Source organism: Micromonospora sp. NBRC 101691 (assembly GCF_030269285.1).
In the GTDB taxonomy this organism is placed as follows: Bacteria; Actinomycetota; Actinomycetes; order Mycobacteriales; family Micromonosporaceae; genus Micromonospora; species Micromonospora echinospora.
This window is the reverse complement of the sequence record NZ_BSTB01000006.1, coordinates 105,673-119,722: the sequence shown is the minus strand read 5'-3', so window position 1 is coordinate 119,722 and position 14,050 is coordinate 105,673. Positions and strand designations below refer to the sequence as shown.

Genomic DNA, 14,050 nt, shown 5'->3' with positions numbered 1-14,050 from the left:
GACCCGCGCGGAGCCGCCGGAGCAGGCGGCGCCGCAGGTCGGGGTCGGCCAGAGGAGCACGTGGGGCAGGGGCATTCCACCGGCACGGGTTGGTCAACCGGGTTGCTGCGTCCCCTGTTGCTTCTCGTTCCGCCGAAGGGCTTCCTCGAGTTGGTCTTCCAGGAGGATGATCCGGCAGGCGGCCTCGAGAGCGGTGCCCTGGTCCACCATCTCTCGGGCTCGGGCGGCCAGACGCAGCTGGTGACGGGAGTAGCGGCGGTGTCCACCGGTGGAGCGGTGCGGGTCGATCAGTTTCGCCTCGTCCAACCGACGCAGGAAGTCCTGGGAGGTGTCGAGCATCTCCGCGGCCTGGCCGATGGTGTAGGCGGGGTAGTCCTCGTCGCCGAACATGTCATCGGGGTTTTGCCCCATGTCACCTCCATGTCGAGGGCCCCGGCGCTTGTGCGCCGGGGCCCAGGGTTACGGGTCAGAACACCATCTGCCGACAGGAATGTCAGCTAGTCGTATCCGCACCGGCCACATGTGAGGGCTTCGGGTGCGGGGATCGCATAAGCGTGACCGGAGACCACCTTTCGTTCGATGGAAACTACGGTGTCCGCCCAGCCGGCTTCACGGCTGACGGCGGGCGATCCAACGGTGTAAGGCCCTCCCTTTCCTCTTCTTTCCCTTGCTGAACGGTCCACCGCGTCGGTGTACCGCTGGTGCGTGCGATGCGATGGAAGACGGCTGAACGTGCTTCCGTCCCCCGCGCCCGTCGTGACCTCACGGCCGGGCGGTGCGTCTGCGTCGTGGTAGTTCTCTGTTCTCGACTTGAAGAAGGCTACCCCATCCCACCGATAAAATCTAGCCAGCAATGCCTAGGTTTCCTCGGCCGGCGGCCTGCGGTATCCCGAGGGGTCGGTGGCGCGTGGGGCGTACACGACCGTCCAGGGGTCCGGCGCCGTGGGTGCCCGCAGGGCTTTCGGCTCGGGAGCCGCCTCGGCCAGCGTCTCGGCGGCGACGTCGGCGAACCGCTCCGCCGCCGGGTGCGGTGCCTGCGCCGGCCACGCGGCGGACGTGGTCCGGACCAGCGGGTGACCGGCGATGGGCCGCCAGACCACGCGCGGCTCCCGCCGGGCGGTGCTCTCCGGTCCGAACGCCACGCCCCGTCCGGCGAGCACCAGACCGACGAGGAAGTCGGGGTTGTGGGCGTGCCGGATCCGGGCCGGCGCGAAGCCGTGCTGCCGGCACACGTCCAGGACGTGGTCGTGCCAGCCCGGGGCGGTGACGCGGGGCGGCAGCACGAGGTCGTGGCCGGCGAGGTCGGCGAGGGTCGGTTCGGGCAGGCGGGCCAACGGCGACACCCGGGGCAGCACCACCCCGAGCCGGACCCGCACGGCGGGGCCGAACCGCAGGTCCGGGACGTCGACCGGATGGTGGAGCAGCCCGACGTCGAGGCGGGCGTCGGCGAGCAGCCGCACCTGCTCGCCGGTGGTCAGTTCCTGGAGGTCGACGTCGAGACCCGGCACCCGGTCGGCCAGGCGGCACAGGAGGGCCTGGAGGGTGACCGCGGGCGTCTCCGGCGGCACTCCCGCGCGGAGCGTGCCCAGCGTGCCCTCGCGCACCATCCGCATGAGCGCGCGCATCCGTTCCTCACCGGCGAGCAGCCCGCGCGCCTGGTCCAGGAGCAACCGGCCGGCGGGGGTGGGCTCGACCCGACGTCGGGAGCGGTCGAACAGCTCGACGCCCAACTCCCGCTCCAGCCGCTGGATCGCCTGGCTCAGCGGCGGTTGGGCTATGCCGAGCCGTTCGGCGGCGCGGCCGAAGTGCAGTTCCTCCGCCACCACGACGAAGTAACGCAGATGCCGGAAGAGATCCACCGGACCGACGATAACTAGGGTGACGGCATGTCACCGGAGGACGTCTTCGCACGGGTGGGGCTCGACGCGCGCCTGCACGCGGTCGACATCGACACCGGCCACGAGGTCGGTGTCGACGCGGACGAGCAGGTCGTGATCGCGTCCGTGTTCAAGATCCTGCTGGTGCTGGAGTTCGCCCGGCAGGCCGCGAACGGACAGCTGGACCCCACCGAGCGGGTGGTCGTACGCGCCGGGGACCGGCTGGGCGGCTGGGGCACCGCCGGCTGTGCGGACGACGTGGAGCTGTCCCTGCGCGACCTGGCGTACTTCGCCATGTCGGTCAGCGACAACACCGCCGCCGACCTGCTCATGCGCCGGGTCGGCCCGGACCTGCTGCCGCTGCTCGCCGCCGAGTTGGGACTCACCCGGACCCGGGTGGTCGGCGGACCCCGACAGCTCCTGGAGAGCATGTTCGCCGACGTCGGGGCGCGCGACGCCGCCGAGTTCGCCCGCACCTTCGCCACGCTCCCCGAGGAGCGGATGCGCGCGCTGCGGGTGTTCGACCCCGAGCAGACCACGTCCAGCACCGCGCGGGAGATCACCCGGCTGTTGACCCTGATCTGGCGGGACGAGGCCGGACCGCCCGCCGCCTGCGCAATGGTCCGCGACCTGATGTCGCGACAGCTGTTCTGGACGCGGCTACCGTCCGGGTTCCCACCGGACGTGCCGGTGGCCGCCAAGACCGGCACCCTGCCGGGACTGCACATCGAGGCCGGCGTGGCGCAGTACCCCGACGGCGGCCGGTACGCCATCGCCGTGTTCGCCCGGACCCAGCGGTTGGCCACCCGCCGCATCGACGTCGACCTCGCCATGGGCGAAGCCGCCCGGGTGGCGGTGGAGACGCTGCGCGCGATGTGATCGTCACCTCGACCGGCACCGCCCGGGACCCTGCCACGCAGGGCCGATACGCGATCGGATATCGCGGCTGCGCCCCGAGCGTCTTGGACGCGTCACGGCAGGTGGTGGTTGGCTGCCCGCCATGACCGACTCACCACTCGGCCGCCGCCGGTTCCTGGGTACCGCCGCCGGAGCGGCCCTGGCCACGGTGGCCACCACCTCCGCGATGCCGTCCGCCGGCTCCGCCGCGCCCCGTCGACGAAGCTCGTCCGGTCCCGGTGCCACCTTCCGCTGGCTCGGGACCTCCGGCTGGCGCGTCGACATCGGCGCGACGACGGTGCTGGTCGACCCGTACCTGAGCCGCTACCACACCGGGCTTTTCGACGGGGCGTTCGATCCGACCACCGAGCTGACCGTCGATACCGTCCGCATCGCCGACCACCCGGGCAACCCGAAGACGATCCTGGTGACGCACACACACTGGGACCACTTCAACGACGTGCCGCACATCGCGGCCCGCTCGGGCGCCCGGGTGTTCGGCACGCTCACGGCGTACCACCTCGGGCTGGCCTACGGCCTGCCCACCTCCCAGCTGAGCCCAGTGAAGGGCGGCGAGGTGCTGGACTTCGGCGACCACACCGTCGAGGTGGTGGCGGCGCTACACAGCCGCAACAAGGGGTACTCGATGGCCTTTCCCGGCGTCCGCGTCGCCGTGCCGGCCCGACCGGCGAAGGTCGAGGACCTGCCGGAGGGGGACACCCTCGCGTTCCAGCTGACGCCGAGGGGCGGACCATCGGTGTTCTTCATGGGCGCGAGCGACTTCGTCGAGCGGAACCTCGCCGGTCTCGCCCCCGACGTCGCGATGATCGCGGTGCCGAACACCGACGTCACCCCCGAGTACGTGCCGCGTCTGCTGGCCGCGCTCGACTGGCCGGCCACGGTGGTACCGGTGCACTGGGACCATTTCGAGGTGGCGCTGCGGAACCCGCCGACGGTCACGCCGGGTGACCGGGACCGGCTCGACTCGTTCCTCGCCGCCGTGCGCCGGGCCGCGCCGCGTACCCGGATCGTGGTGCCGGAGTACCTGACGCCGTACACGTTCGCCTAGTTTCGCCGCACGGCGCGTGACGGGGCGCCGGGCCGTGCGCCCGGTGCCCCGCCGCCCTGGCAGGACGCGGCCGGTGCGGGCGGCTCCACCTCGGCGGTGTCGGTGGCGCCTGGTTCAATGCCGCGAACGATCGGGCACGCGGGAACGAGGACCAATGGGCACCTGGGGTAGCGGCAACTTCGACGACGACACGGCGGCCGACCATCTGGTGGCCCTGACCGACCGGCTGATCGCCGAGGTCACCGAGGCGATGTCCGACGACCCGACCGCCATCGAGCCCGACGAGTACTGGGGTGTCGCGGTGCCCTGCAACCTGGAGTTGCTCCACCTGCTCGGGCAGCAGAGGTACGTGGGGGTCCGCCTGCCGGCCCCGGAGACGATCGCCGACTGGAAGAGCAGGTACCTCGCCGTCTGGGACCGGACGATCGACGGGCTGGAGCCCGGCCCGGAATACCGGGAGCAGCGACGGGCGGTCCTCGTGCGCACCTTCGACCAGTTGACCGAGCTGGCGGCAGGCTAGGGCGGGCGCAGCCGTCCGCCGGGGCGGGGTGGCCCTCGACAAATCGTTTGGCGCAGGACGCCTGTCGGGTGACGATGCCCGGGTGTCCGACGTCGAGGCCGCCCCGGACGGCATCACCACCGAGCGCCTGGTCCTGCGCACCCCCACCCGGGGGGACCTGCGGAACCTGTTCGCGCTCTACGCCGACCCGCAGGTGTGGGGTCCTGACCCGCTCAGCCGCCACGACGACACCGGACAGACCGCTGGAATGATCGACAACTGGCGCGCCGCGTGGCACCGGGACGGTGTCGGCATCTGGACCGCCTGGCGTACGGAGCGGGACGCGGACGACACCTTCGTCGGTATCGGAGGCTGTTTCGTCCGCTACGGCGTCGCGTGGAACCTCGGCTTCCGGCTGCTCCCCCGGTTCTGGGGACGGGGCTACGCGCAGGAGATCAACGCGGCGGCCGTCACCACGGCGCGTCGCCTGCGCCCGGAACTGCCGCTGACCGCCTACCTGGTGGAGGGGAACGACCGCTCCCGGCGGACGGTGGAGCGCGCCGGGCTCGAACTGGTCTGGCGGGGCCCCGACGCGGGCAACCCCGACGCCTCGGCCGTCCGGCTGCTCTACAGTGACCGACCGCTGGCGGCCGACACGGTGGAGATCCTGGTCGCGCGGTGAACGGCTTCGCCGCCGTGAAATCCTCGCCATCGACTGTCCTGGATTGAACGGATAGCGTCGTCGGTACCGTCCACACCACCGCCCGGCCCCGTGCGCGCCGTGGCGGCCAGAGCAGGGAGGACCGAACCGATGACATTCCTCAATCCCCGTCGACGCCGATCGGGCGTCGTCGGCGTGCTCGCGCTATCGGCCATGGTCGCCGCCACGGTCGGCGGTCCGGCGAGCGCGGCACCCGCCATCGGTGAGATCCTGCGGGCCGGCGGCGCCACCGCCGTCCCGGGGAGCTACCTCGTCGTCCTCCGGGACAGTGCCGTCGGTGGTCCGGCCGGCACCCGGCCCGCCGCCGTCGCGCAGCGGGCCGACCACCTCGCCGACCGCTACGGCGGAACGGTCGGTCACCGCTACGGCCACGCGCTCAACGGCTTCGAGGTACGGCTGCCGGAACCGGCCGCCCGCCGCCTCGCCGCCGACCCGGCGGTCGCCTTCGTCGAACAGAACCACACCGTACGGACGACCACCACGCAGGTCAACGCGCCGTGGAACCTCGACCGCATCGACCAGCGGACGACGCCGCTGCCCGGATACAGCTACACCAGCACGGGTCGCGGGGTCACCGCGTACATCATCGACAGCGGCATCCGCCTCACCCACGTCGAGTTCGGTGGGCGGACCGGTCAGGGCTACGACGCGGTCGACGGCGCGCTTCCCGCCGACGACTGCAACGGCCACGGCACCCAGGTCGCCGGCATCGTCGGCGGCAAGACGTACGGGGTGGCCAAGGAGGTGCGACTGGTTCCGGTACGGGTGATCAACTGCTCCGGAAGTGGCACGTTGGCCGGGCTCGTCGCCGGCATCAACTGGGTGACCTCCGACCATGACCCCGGCGAGCCCGCATCGGCGAACATCAGCCTCGGTGTCGGCATGAGCACGTCGCTGAACGCGGCGGTGGTCAACTCGATCGCCGACGGGGTCACCTACTCGATCGCCGCCGGCAACAGCAACACCGACGCGTGCAACTTCTCGCCCCAGTCGGTCCGTGAGGCGCTCGTCGTCGGGGCCACCCAGAGCAACGACGCCCGGGGCAGTTTCTCCAACTGGGGTAGCTGTGTGGACATCTACGCCCCCGGGGTGAGCATCCTCTCGTCCTCGTACGGCAGCGACACCGGAACGGCCGTCGTGAGCGGCACGTCCTTCGCGGCCCCCCACGTCACCGGCTCGGCCGCCCGGGTGCTGCAGAACAACCCGACCTGGACGCCGGCCCAGGTGGCGGCCTACCTGGTCGCCCAGGCGACGGTGGTGAACAACCTGCGTCTGCTCTACATGGATCCGCTGACCTGACCCGACCGATCGCCTCCGGTGGACCCCGGCGAGGGTGGAGCATGTCCGCCGCCCTCGTCGGCGCGGTCGCTCCCGGCGCGGTCGCTCCCGGCACCGTCGGTGGCCGTGCGGCGGCCTCAGGATCCGCGGACGCGGAGGTACGCGTCCAGCTCGGCGGCGCCCCTGAGCATGGCGCGGCCCCGGGCGGACAGGCGGGCCTGCCAGTCGCGCAGGGTCGACTCCAGCGGGGCGACGCCTCCGGCGGAGCGGACCTCGGCGATCAGCGGGGCGATCTGCTCCAGCAGGTAGCCGCCCCGCCTCAGCTGGTGGGCCAGCCGGACGTCCCGGACGTCGGCCGCGTCGTAGACCCGGTAGCCCGTCTGCGGATCGCGGCGTGGCCGGACCAGCCCGGCGTTCTCCCACTTACGAAGGGTCGCGGGGCGGAGGCCGAGCCGTCGGGCCAGGGGGCCGACGAACGTGTCGCCGCGTTCCTGCTTCACGGGTGCCAGATCGCGGAGCGCGGCCTCGACGGCCTGGACGGTACGGCGGTCGTCGAGCAGTTGGCCGTGGCTCTCGTCGACGAGCCGCAGCGCGTCCTCGGTGGCGCCCCGGTTGACCGCCTGCATGATCGACGTGGCCGTCCGGTGGCCGTGCCCACGCGCGAGGGCGAGGAACGCGCGCAGCGCCTGCGCGTGCAGCGGCGTGTAGGTGCGGTGACCGTGCCCGGTGCGGTCGGCGGCGGGCAGGATGCCGGCGTCCTCGTAGTTCCTGACCGCCTGGGTGGACAGGCCGTGTTCGCGCGCCAGGTCCACCGGTCTCATGGAAGCACCACCGTTTGAAGGTCTACCGCGCCTAGATGGGGCATTTCCGGCAGAAGTTTACACCGAGAGTTCAACGATAGCGTTCAAGGAATGGATATCAAGGACACGGCCCGGCCGCTCGACGGCACGTCCGTCTCGGCGTTCCTCCGGTCGCTTCCCGCCCGGCCCGTGCTGCTCGGCCTCGGTGAGGCCCGGCACTTCGTGGAAGAACTCGGCGAGCTGCGCAACGAGGTCTTCCGGCATCTGGTCGAACATGAGGGCTACCGGTCGTTCGCCATCGAGAACGACTGTCTGATGGGCCTCGTGGTGGACGACCACCTCACGACGGGCGCGGGCACGCTCGACGACGTCATGGAACGCGGCTTCAGCCACGGCTTCGGTGCGTCACCGGCCAACCGCGAGCTGGTGCGCTGGATGCGGGCGTACAACGAGAGGCACGACGAGAAGCTCCGGTTCTTCGGGTTCGACGGCCCGCTGGAGTACTGGGCGGCGAGCCCGCGTCAGGCGCTCACCGCCCTCCACGCGCTCCTCGACGGCCCGCTCCCCCGTACCGTGGTGACCAGCGAAACCCTCGACGCGCTGCTCGGCCCGGACGACCGGTGGTCGAGCGAGGCTGCGGCCTGGGATCCGTCCCGGTCGATCGGCCGGTCCGCCGACGCCCAGCGGCTGCGGCTGATCGCCGACGACCTGGTGGCGCTGCTCGACACGCAGGCGCCGCAGCTGGGCGCGGAGGACCGGGAACGGGCGGCGCTGTACGGGCGCACCGCCGTCGGCCTGCTCCGCTACCACTACTGGATGGCCGACGCGTCCCCGGCGCGGTGGAGCCGACTGTCGGCCCTGCGGGACGGAATGATGGCGGCCAACCTGCGCGCCGTCGCCGCGCACGGCCCGGCCCTGGTTTACGCCTCCAATCTCCACCTCCAGCGGAACAGGAGTTTCATGTCGCTCGGCGACCAGCAGCTGGAGTGGTGGAGCGCGGGCGCGATCGTCGCGACGCACCTGGGCGACCGGTACGCCTTCCTGGCCTCCGCCCTCGGCACGGCCGGCGGGAACGTCCCGCCCCCGGACACCGTCGAGGGCCTCCTGTCCACGCTCCCGTGGGACCGCTCCCTCGTCGACGCCCGCCGCCTGGCCCGGGCCGTCACCGAACCCACCCCGCGCGTCTCCCCCGACTTCGCCTACTTCCCGCTGGACCCGACCCAGCTCGACATGATCGACGGCGTCGTCTTCGTCAAACACGCCGTCCGGCTCGGCCCGCCGGCTTGACCGGAGGGCCGACGTCCCCGCCCCGTCGATCATGGAGTTCGGGCACCAGCCAAACCGCCACGAAGGGCAGGACTCGGGCACCACAACTCCTTGATCGACGGGGTGGACGGGGCGGGTGGCGCCCCACCAGCCGCACTGTCAGTCGAGCAGCCAGGTGCGCAGTTGCGCGCCGTACGGGGTCAGCGTGACCACGGTGACCGCCGCGCAGAGCAGGGTGCCGACCAGCAGCGCCAGCCAGCGGCCCCGTCCCACTCCCCGGCCGGCGAGTCGGGCCACCCCGACGACGACGCCGGCGAGCCCCAGCACGGTGATCCCGGAGACCATGACGGTCACCCTGCTGAACGCGAAGATCCACAGGAACGGGTTCCAGGGCGTCTCGGGGCCGGGCGGCAGGGCCCAGTCCTTGGGGTCGCCGTAACGTTCGAGGCTGGGGTCGGCCAGTCCGGCCCAGTCACCGGTGCCGATCGCGGCGGCCAGCAGCGGGTGGACCGCGCCGAGCAGGAACACCGCCACCGTGGCGTACTGGAAGAGCAGGGTGCCGCGTCCCGGGCGGCGGGGCGGCACCGTTCCGGCTACCGGTTCGTCCATCCGGGACACCGTACGGCACCGCGCGGGACGGCGGTGGTGGTCCGGCGCGACCGGGCGGGCGCATTGCGTCGCCGACCGCCCTTGCGTACCGTTCTGCACGAGCCGGGTCGTCCTGTGACGTCCACACACCGGGCCGACCGACGACCGTCTGGGCAACGGGTCGTCGGGCCCGCACGCCTGTGACCCGGCACCCGCCCGGTCTCGGGCCTCCCCATCCTGAGGTAGGCATGAAGAGACGACTCACCCTTCTCGGTACCGCGCTGCTGACCCTGGTCAGCGCCGTCCTGATGGTCGTACCCCCGGCTCACGCGGCGGTCGGCCTGCACGTCGAGGGCACCGACATCGTCGAGGCCAACGGCCAACCGTTCGTCATGCGCGGGGTGAACCACCCGCACGTCTGGTTCACCGGCCGGACCGACTCCTTCGCCGACGTGAAGGCGCTCGGGGCCAACACGGTCCGGGTGGTACTCGGCACCGGCAAGCGCTGGGGCCCGTCGAACGACGTGGCCGAGGTGATCTCACTGTGCAAGGCCAACCGGCTGATCTGCGTCCTGGAGGTGCACGACACCACCGGCTACGGCGAGGAGGGCGCCGCCGCCTCGCTCGACGAGGCGGTCGACTACTGGATCAGCCAGAAGAGCGCGCTGGTCGGCGAGGAAGACTACGTTGTGATCAACATCGGCAACGAGCCGATCGGCAACGTGAACGCCGCCCAGTGGACCGACGCCACGGTCGCCGCGATCCGGAAGATGCGGACCAACGGCTTCGCGCACCTGCTCATGGTCGACGGCCCGAACTGGGGCCAGGACTGGCAGAACGTGATGCGGGACAACGCGCAGACGGTGCTCGACGCCGACAGCCAGCGCAACACGGTGCTGTCGATCCACATGTACGCGGTGTACAGCACCGCCGCCAGCATCGTGAGCTACCTCGACCGGTTCGAGGACAACGGCTGGCCGCTGGTGATCGGGGAGTTCGGCTGGCGGTTCCGGGACGGTGAGGTCGACCACGAGACCCTGCTGGCCGAGGCGGACGCCCGGGGGCTGGGCTACCTCGGGTGGTCCTGGAGCGGCAACACCGACCCGATCCTGGACATGGCGGTGAACTTCGACCCCGACCAGCTCACCACCTGGGGCGAGCGGATCTTCAACGGGGCGCACGGCATCCGGGCCACCGCCCGGGAGGCCACCGTCTTCGGCAGCACCCCGCCCACCACTCCCCCGCCGACCACCGTCCCGCCGACCACTCCGCCCCCCACCACGCCGCCGCCGACCCTGCCGCCGCCGAACCGGTGCGCCGCCACCTACTCGGTCGTCGGGCAGTGGCAGGGCGGTTTCCAGGGTGAGGTGACGGTGACCGCGGGCACCTCGGCGATCCGGGACTGGACGGTGGTCTGGACCTTCGCCGACGGGCAGACCGTCTCGCAGGCCTGGAACGCGACGGTCACCAGCAGCGGGGCGACGGTGGCCGCCCGCAACATGAGCTACAACGGCTCGCTCGGTGCCGGCGTCAGCACCACCTTCGGTTTCATCGGCACGTGGAACGGCACCAACAGCAGGCCGACGCTGTCCTGCACGGCGACCTGACGCCGGCCGCACCAGGACCGGGAGCCGCCACCGTAACCGGCGGCTCCCGGCCACCGGCCGGCACGATGTGGCACGATTTCGCAGGTGACCAGCACATCCGCCGCGGCGCAGCGGCTACGCGACCTCGCGCGGCTGCGCCGCGTCCGCGACCGGATCGACCGGGAGTACGCACAGCCGCTGAACGTCGAGGCCCTCGCGCGCAGCGAGCACATGTCGGCCGGGCACCTCAGCCGCGAGTTCCGGCTCGCCTACGGTGAGTCGCCGTACGCCTATCTGATGACCCGGCGCATCGAGCGCGCCATGGCGTTGCTGCGGCGTGGCGACCTCAGCGTCACCGACGTCTGTTTCGCGGTCGGCTGCTCCTCGTTGGGCACCTTCAGCACCCGCTTCACCGAGTTGGTCGGCGTGCCGCCCAGCGTCTACCGGCAGCGGGCGGCCCGCGCGACGGCGGGGATGCCGTCCTGCGTGGCGAAGAAGGTGACCAGACCGATCAGGAATCGAGAAGCCCCGGCCCCGAGCCTCACCTAGCGTGACTGCCATGAACGTCACCATCAACGCGAGCTTCCTCCCGCACACCGACCCGGCGGCCTCCCTGGCCTTCTACCGCGACGCCCTCGGCTTCGAGGTCCGCAACGACGTCGGATACGACGGCATGCGCTGGATCACGGTCGGTCCCGTCGGCCAGCCCGACACGTCCATCGTCCTGCACCCGCCGGTCGCCGACCCCGGCGTCACCGACGACGAGCGCCGTACCATCACCGAGATGATGGCCAAGGGCACCTACGCCATGATCCTGCTGGCCACCCCCGATCTCGACGGTGTCTTCGCGCGCCTTCAGGCCGGCGACGCCGAGGTCGTCCAGGAGCCGACCGAGCAGCCGTACGGCGTTCGCGACTGCGCCTTCCGCGATCCCGCCGGCAACATGGTCCGCATCCAGGAACAGCGCTGAGCCGTCCGGCGGCCAGCGGTCAGGACGCCGACGGGGGCCGCGCAGGCGGCCCCCGCGCAACACGATTGGACACGATGAGCATGGCCACGAGCACGGGCACGTCCTCGCCCGCGCCGCATTCCGCCGACAGTCACGACCTGATCCGCGTGCGGGGCGCGCGGGAGAACAACCTCAGGGACGTCAGCATCGAGATCCCGAAGCGGCGGCTGACGGTGTTCACCGGGGTCTCCGGCTCGGGCAAGAGCTCGCTGGTGTTCGGCACGATCGCGGCGGAGTCGCAGCGGCTGATCAACGAGACCTACAGCGCCTTCCTCCAGGGCTTCATGCCGACCCTGGCCCGGCCGGACGTCGACCTGCTGGAGGGGCTGACCACGGCGATCATCGTCGACCAGGAGCGGATGGGCGCCAACGTGCGCTCCACCGTCGGCACCGCCACCGACGCCAACGCGATGTTGCGGATCCTCTTCAGCCGGCTCGGGCAGCCGCACATCGGCTCGCCCAACGCCTTCTCGTTCAACACCCCCTCGGTGAAGGCCAGCGGTGCGATCACCGTCGAGCGCGGCGCCGGGAGGACGAAGACCGAACGGGCGACCTTCACCCGGCTGGGCGGCATGTGCCCCCGCTGCGAGGGCATGGGCTCGGTCACCGACTTCGACCTCTCCGCGCTCTACGACGACACCAAGTCGCTCAACGACGGCGCGCTCACGATCCCCGGTTACAGCGTCGAGGGCTGGTACGGCCGCATCTTCAGCGGCTGCGGCTTCTTCGACCCGGACAAGCCGATCCGGAAGTTCACCAAGAAGGAACTCCACGACCTCCTCTACAAGGAGCCGACCAAGATCAAGGTCGACAACGTCAACCTGACGTACGAGGGGCTGATCCCGAGGATCCAGAAGTCTTTCCTGGCCAAGGACCGGGAGGCGATGCAACCGCACATCCGGGCGTTCGTGGACCGGGCGGTCACCTTCACCACCTGTCCGGAGTGCGACGGCACCCGGCTGGCCGAGGCGGCCCGGTCGTCGCGGATCCGGGGCGTCAACATCGCCGACGCCTGCGCGATGCAGATCAGCGACCTGGCCGAATGGGTCGGGGGCCTCGACGAGCCGTCGGTGGCACCGCTGCTCGCGAAGCTCAAGCACACCCTCGACTCGTTCGTCGAGATCGGGCTGGGATACCTCTCACTCGACCGGCCGGCGGGCACGCTCTCCGGCGGCGAGGCGCAGCGCACCAAGATGATCCGCCACCTCGGTTCCTCGCTCACCGACGTCACCTACGTCTTCGACGAGCCCACCATCGGCCTGCACCCGCACGACATCCAGCGGATGAACGACCTGCTGCTGCGGCTGCGGAACAAGGGCAACACGGTGCTCGTCGTGGAGCACAAGCCGGAGACGATCGCGATCGCCGACCACGTGGTCGATCTCGGCCCCGGCGCCGGCACGGCGGGCGGCACCGTCTGCTTCGAGGGCACCGTCGAGGGACTGCGGGCCAGCGGCACCCGCACCGGTCGCCACCTCGACGACCGGGCCACCCTCAAGGAGAAGGTGCGGACGCCCACCGGCACCCTGGAGATCCGTGGCGCGGCCACGCACAACCTGCGCGACGTCGACGTCGACATCCCGCTCGGCGTGCTGGTCGTCGTCACCGGCGTCGCCGGGTCCGGCAAGAGCTCCCTGATCCACGGCTCGGTGGCCGGGCGGGACGGGGTCGTCTCGATCGACCAGGGCGCGATCCGTGGCTCACGGCGGAGCAACCCGGCGACGTACACCGGGCTGCTCGACCCGATCCGCAAGGCGTTCGCGAAGGCCAACGGGGTGAAGCCGGCCCTGTTCAGCGCCAACTCCGAGGGCGCCTGCCCCACCTGCAACGGCGCCGGCGTCATCTACACCGACCTGGCGACGATGGCCAGCGTCGCCACCACCTGCGAGGACTGCGAGGGGAAGCGGTTCCAGCCCGCGGTGCTGGAATACCACCTCGGCGGCCGGGACATCAGTGAGGTGCTCGCGATGTCGGTGACCGAGGCCGAGGAGTTCTTCGGCGCCGGCGAGGCGCGCACGCCGGCCGCGCACGCCATCCTCGACCGGCTCGCCGACGTCGGGCTCGGCTACCTCAGCCTCGGCCAGCCGCTCACCACGCTCTCCGGCGGCGAACGGCAACGGCTGAAGCTGGCCACCCACATGGCCGAGAAGGGCGGGGTCTACGTCCTCGACGAACCGACCACCGGCCTGCACCTCGCCGACGTCGAGCAACTGCTCGGCCTGCTCGACCGGCTGGTCGACTCCGGCAAGTCGGTCATCGTCATCGAGCACCACCAGGCGGTCATGGCGCACGCCGACTGGATCGTCGACCTCGGGCCCGGCGCCGGCCACGACGGCGGCCGGATCGTCTTCGAGGGCACCCCCGCCGACCTCGTCGCCAAACGTTCCACCCTCACCGGGGAACACCTCGCGGCCTACGTCGGCACCTGACCGGGGTCGACGAGTGGGCTGGGGGTGACGT

General features: G+C 71.5%; 14 protein-coding genes. 10 read left to right on the top strand and 4 right to left on the bottom strand.

Annotation, left to right across the window (positions count from 1 at the left end):
- Positions 1-93 precede the first annotated feature (93 nt).
- Complete coding sequence (locus QSK20_RS12420) at positions 94-411, bottom strand: MerR family transcriptional regulator (RefSeq protein ID WP_285788756.1); 318 nt, start codon at positions 409-411, stop codon at positions 94-96.
- 446 nt (positions 412-857) lie between these two features.
- Positions 858-1,859 carry a LysR family transcriptional regulator gene (locus QSK20_RS12415; RefSeq protein WP_285788755.1) on the bottom strand — a complete coding sequence of 334 codons (1,002 nt, stop codon included), beginning with the start codon at positions 1,857-1,859 and terminating at the stop codon, positions 858-860.
- A gap of 27 nt (positions 1,860-1,886) precedes the next feature.
- Here QSK20_RS12415 and QSK20_RS12410 point away from each other — a divergent pair, with 27 nt between their 5' ends.
- The 5 genes from QSK20_RS12410 to QSK20_RS12390 all read left to right on the top strand — a co-directional run bounded on the left by QSK20_RS12410 (position 1,887) and on the right by QSK20_RS12390 (position 6,362).
- Entirely contained in the window at positions 1,887-2,756 is an 870-nt protein-coding gene (locus tag QSK20_RS12410) for a serine hydrolase (RefSeq protein WP_285788754.1), read from the top strand.
- 121 nt (positions 2,757-2,877) lie between these two features.
- Positions 2,878-3,843, top strand: a complete 966-nt coding sequence (locus QSK20_RS12405) for an MBL fold metallo-hydrolase (RefSeq protein ID WP_285788753.1) — start codon at positions 2,878-2,880, stop codon at positions 3,841-3,843.
- Between the two features lie 154 nt (positions 3,844-3,997).
- Positions 3,998-4,363 carry a DUF4259 domain-containing protein gene (locus QSK20_RS12400; RefSeq protein ID WP_285788752.1) on the top strand — a complete coding sequence of 122 codons (366 nt, stop codon included), beginning with the start codon at positions 3,998-4,000 and terminating at the stop codon, positions 4,361-4,363.
- Positions 4,364-4,445: 82 nt separating this feature from the next.
- A complete protein-coding gene (locus QSK20_RS12395; RefSeq protein ID WP_285788751.1) occupies positions 4,446-5,024 on the top strand; it encodes a GNAT family N-acetyltransferase in 579 nt (192 codons plus the stop codon).
- 129 nt (positions 5,025-5,153) lie between these two features.
- Entirely contained in the window at positions 5,154-6,362 is a 1,209-nt protein-coding gene (locus tag QSK20_RS12390; RefSeq protein ID WP_285788750.1) for a S8 family peptidase, read from the top strand.
- A 116-nt stretch (positions 6,363-6,478) separates the two neighbouring features.
- Here QSK20_RS12390 and QSK20_RS12385 read toward each other — a convergent pair whose 3' ends face one another.
- Entirely contained in the window at positions 6,479-7,162 is a 684-nt protein-coding gene (locus QSK20_RS12385) for a TioE family transcriptional regulator (RefSeq protein ID WP_285788749.1), read from the bottom strand.
- A gap of 90 nt (positions 7,163-7,252) precedes the next feature.
- On the opposite strand from QSK20_RS12385, the gene QSK20_RS12380 reads away from it, so the two are divergent.
- Positions 7,253-8,428, top strand: a complete 1,176-nt coding sequence (locus QSK20_RS12380; protein ID WP_285788748.1) for an erythromycin esterase family protein — start codon at positions 7,253-7,255, stop codon at positions 8,426-8,428.
- Positions 8,429-8,566: 138 nt separating this feature from the next.
- On the opposite strand, the gene QSK20_RS12375 is transcribed toward QSK20_RS12380, so the two are convergent.
- On the bottom strand, positions 8,567-9,016 hold the full coding sequence (locus tag QSK20_RS12375) for a hypothetical protein (RefSeq protein ID WP_285788747.1): 450 nt from the start codon (positions 9,014-9,016) through the stop codon (positions 8,567-8,569).
- A 227-nt stretch (positions 9,017-9,243) separates the two neighbouring features.
- Between QSK20_RS12375 and QSK20_RS12370 the strand changes: the two genes are divergently transcribed.
- The 4 genes from QSK20_RS12370 (at position 9,244) to QSK20_RS12355 (ending at position 14,019) form a co-directional block, all read left to right on the top strand.
- Positions 9,244-10,602 carry a cellulase family glycosylhydrolase gene (locus QSK20_RS12370; protein ID WP_285788746.1) on the top strand — a complete coding sequence of 453 codons (1,359 nt, stop codon included), beginning with the start codon at positions 9,244-9,246 and terminating at the stop codon, positions 10,600-10,602.
- A gap of 84 nt (positions 10,603-10,686) precedes the next feature.
- Positions 10,687-11,130 carry a helix-turn-helix transcriptional regulator gene (locus QSK20_RS12365; protein ID WP_285788745.1) on the top strand — a complete coding sequence of 148 codons (444 nt, stop codon included), beginning with the start codon at positions 10,687-10,689 and terminating at the stop codon, positions 11,128-11,130.
- Between the two features lie 10 nt (positions 11,131-11,140).
- On the top strand, positions 11,141-11,551 hold the full coding sequence (locus QSK20_RS12360; RefSeq protein ID WP_285788744.1) for a VOC family protein: 411 nt from the start codon (positions 11,141-11,143) through the stop codon (positions 11,549-11,551).
- A gap of 74 nt (positions 11,552-11,625) precedes the next feature.
- Positions 11,626-14,019, top strand: a complete 2,394-nt coding sequence (locus tag QSK20_RS12355) for an ATP-binding cassette domain-containing protein (RefSeq protein WP_285788743.1) — start codon at positions 11,626-11,628, stop codon at positions 14,017-14,019.
- The last annotated feature ends 31 nt before the right edge of the window (positions 14,020-14,050 follow it).

Excerpts from the sequence above, each read along its gene's own strand:
- QSK20_RS12410 (WP_285788754.1), top strand. The coding sequence starts at position 1,887 with ATGTCACCGGAGGACGTCTTCGCACGGGTGGGGCTCGACGCGCGCCTG.
- QSK20_RS12375 (WP_285788747.1), bottom strand. The coding sequence starts at position 9,016 with ATGGACGAACCGGTAGCCGGAACGGTGCCGCCCCGCCGCCCGGGACGC.
- QSK20_RS12420 (WP_285788756.1), bottom strand. The coding sequence starts at position 411 with ATGGGGCAAAACCCCGATGACATGTTCGGCGACGAGGACTACCCCGCC.
- QSK20_RS12390 (WP_285788750.1), top strand. The coding sequence starts at position 5,154 with ATGACATTCCTCAATCCCCGTCGACGCCGATCGGGCGTCGTCGGCGTG.
- QSK20_RS12380 (WP_285788748.1), top strand. The coding sequence starts at position 7,253 with ATGGATATCAAGGACACGGCCCGGCCGCTCGACGGCACGTCCGTCTCG.
- QSK20_RS12360 (WP_285788744.1), top strand. The coding sequence starts at position 11,141 with ATGAACGTCACCATCAACGCGAGCTTCCTCCCGCACACCGACCCGGCG.
- QSK20_RS12370 (WP_285788746.1), top strand. The coding sequence starts at position 9,244 with ATGAAGAGACGACTCACCCTTCTCGGTACCGCGCTGCTGACCCTGGTC.
- QSK20_RS12400 (WP_285788752.1), top strand. The coding sequence starts at position 3,998 with ATGGGCACCTGGGGTAGCGGCAACTTCGACGACGACACGGCGGCCGAC.
- QSK20_RS12405 (WP_285788753.1), top strand. The coding sequence starts at position 2,878 with ATGACCGACTCACCACTCGGCCGCCGCCGGTTCCTGGGTACCGCCGCC.
- QSK20_RS12385 (WP_285788749.1), bottom strand. The coding sequence starts at position 7,162 with ATGAGACCGGTGGACCTGGCGCGCGAACACGGCCTGTCCACCCAGGCG.
- QSK20_RS12355 (WP_285788743.1), top strand. The coding sequence starts at position 11,626 with ATGAGCATGGCCACGAGCACGGGCACGTCCTCGCCCGCGCCGCATTCC.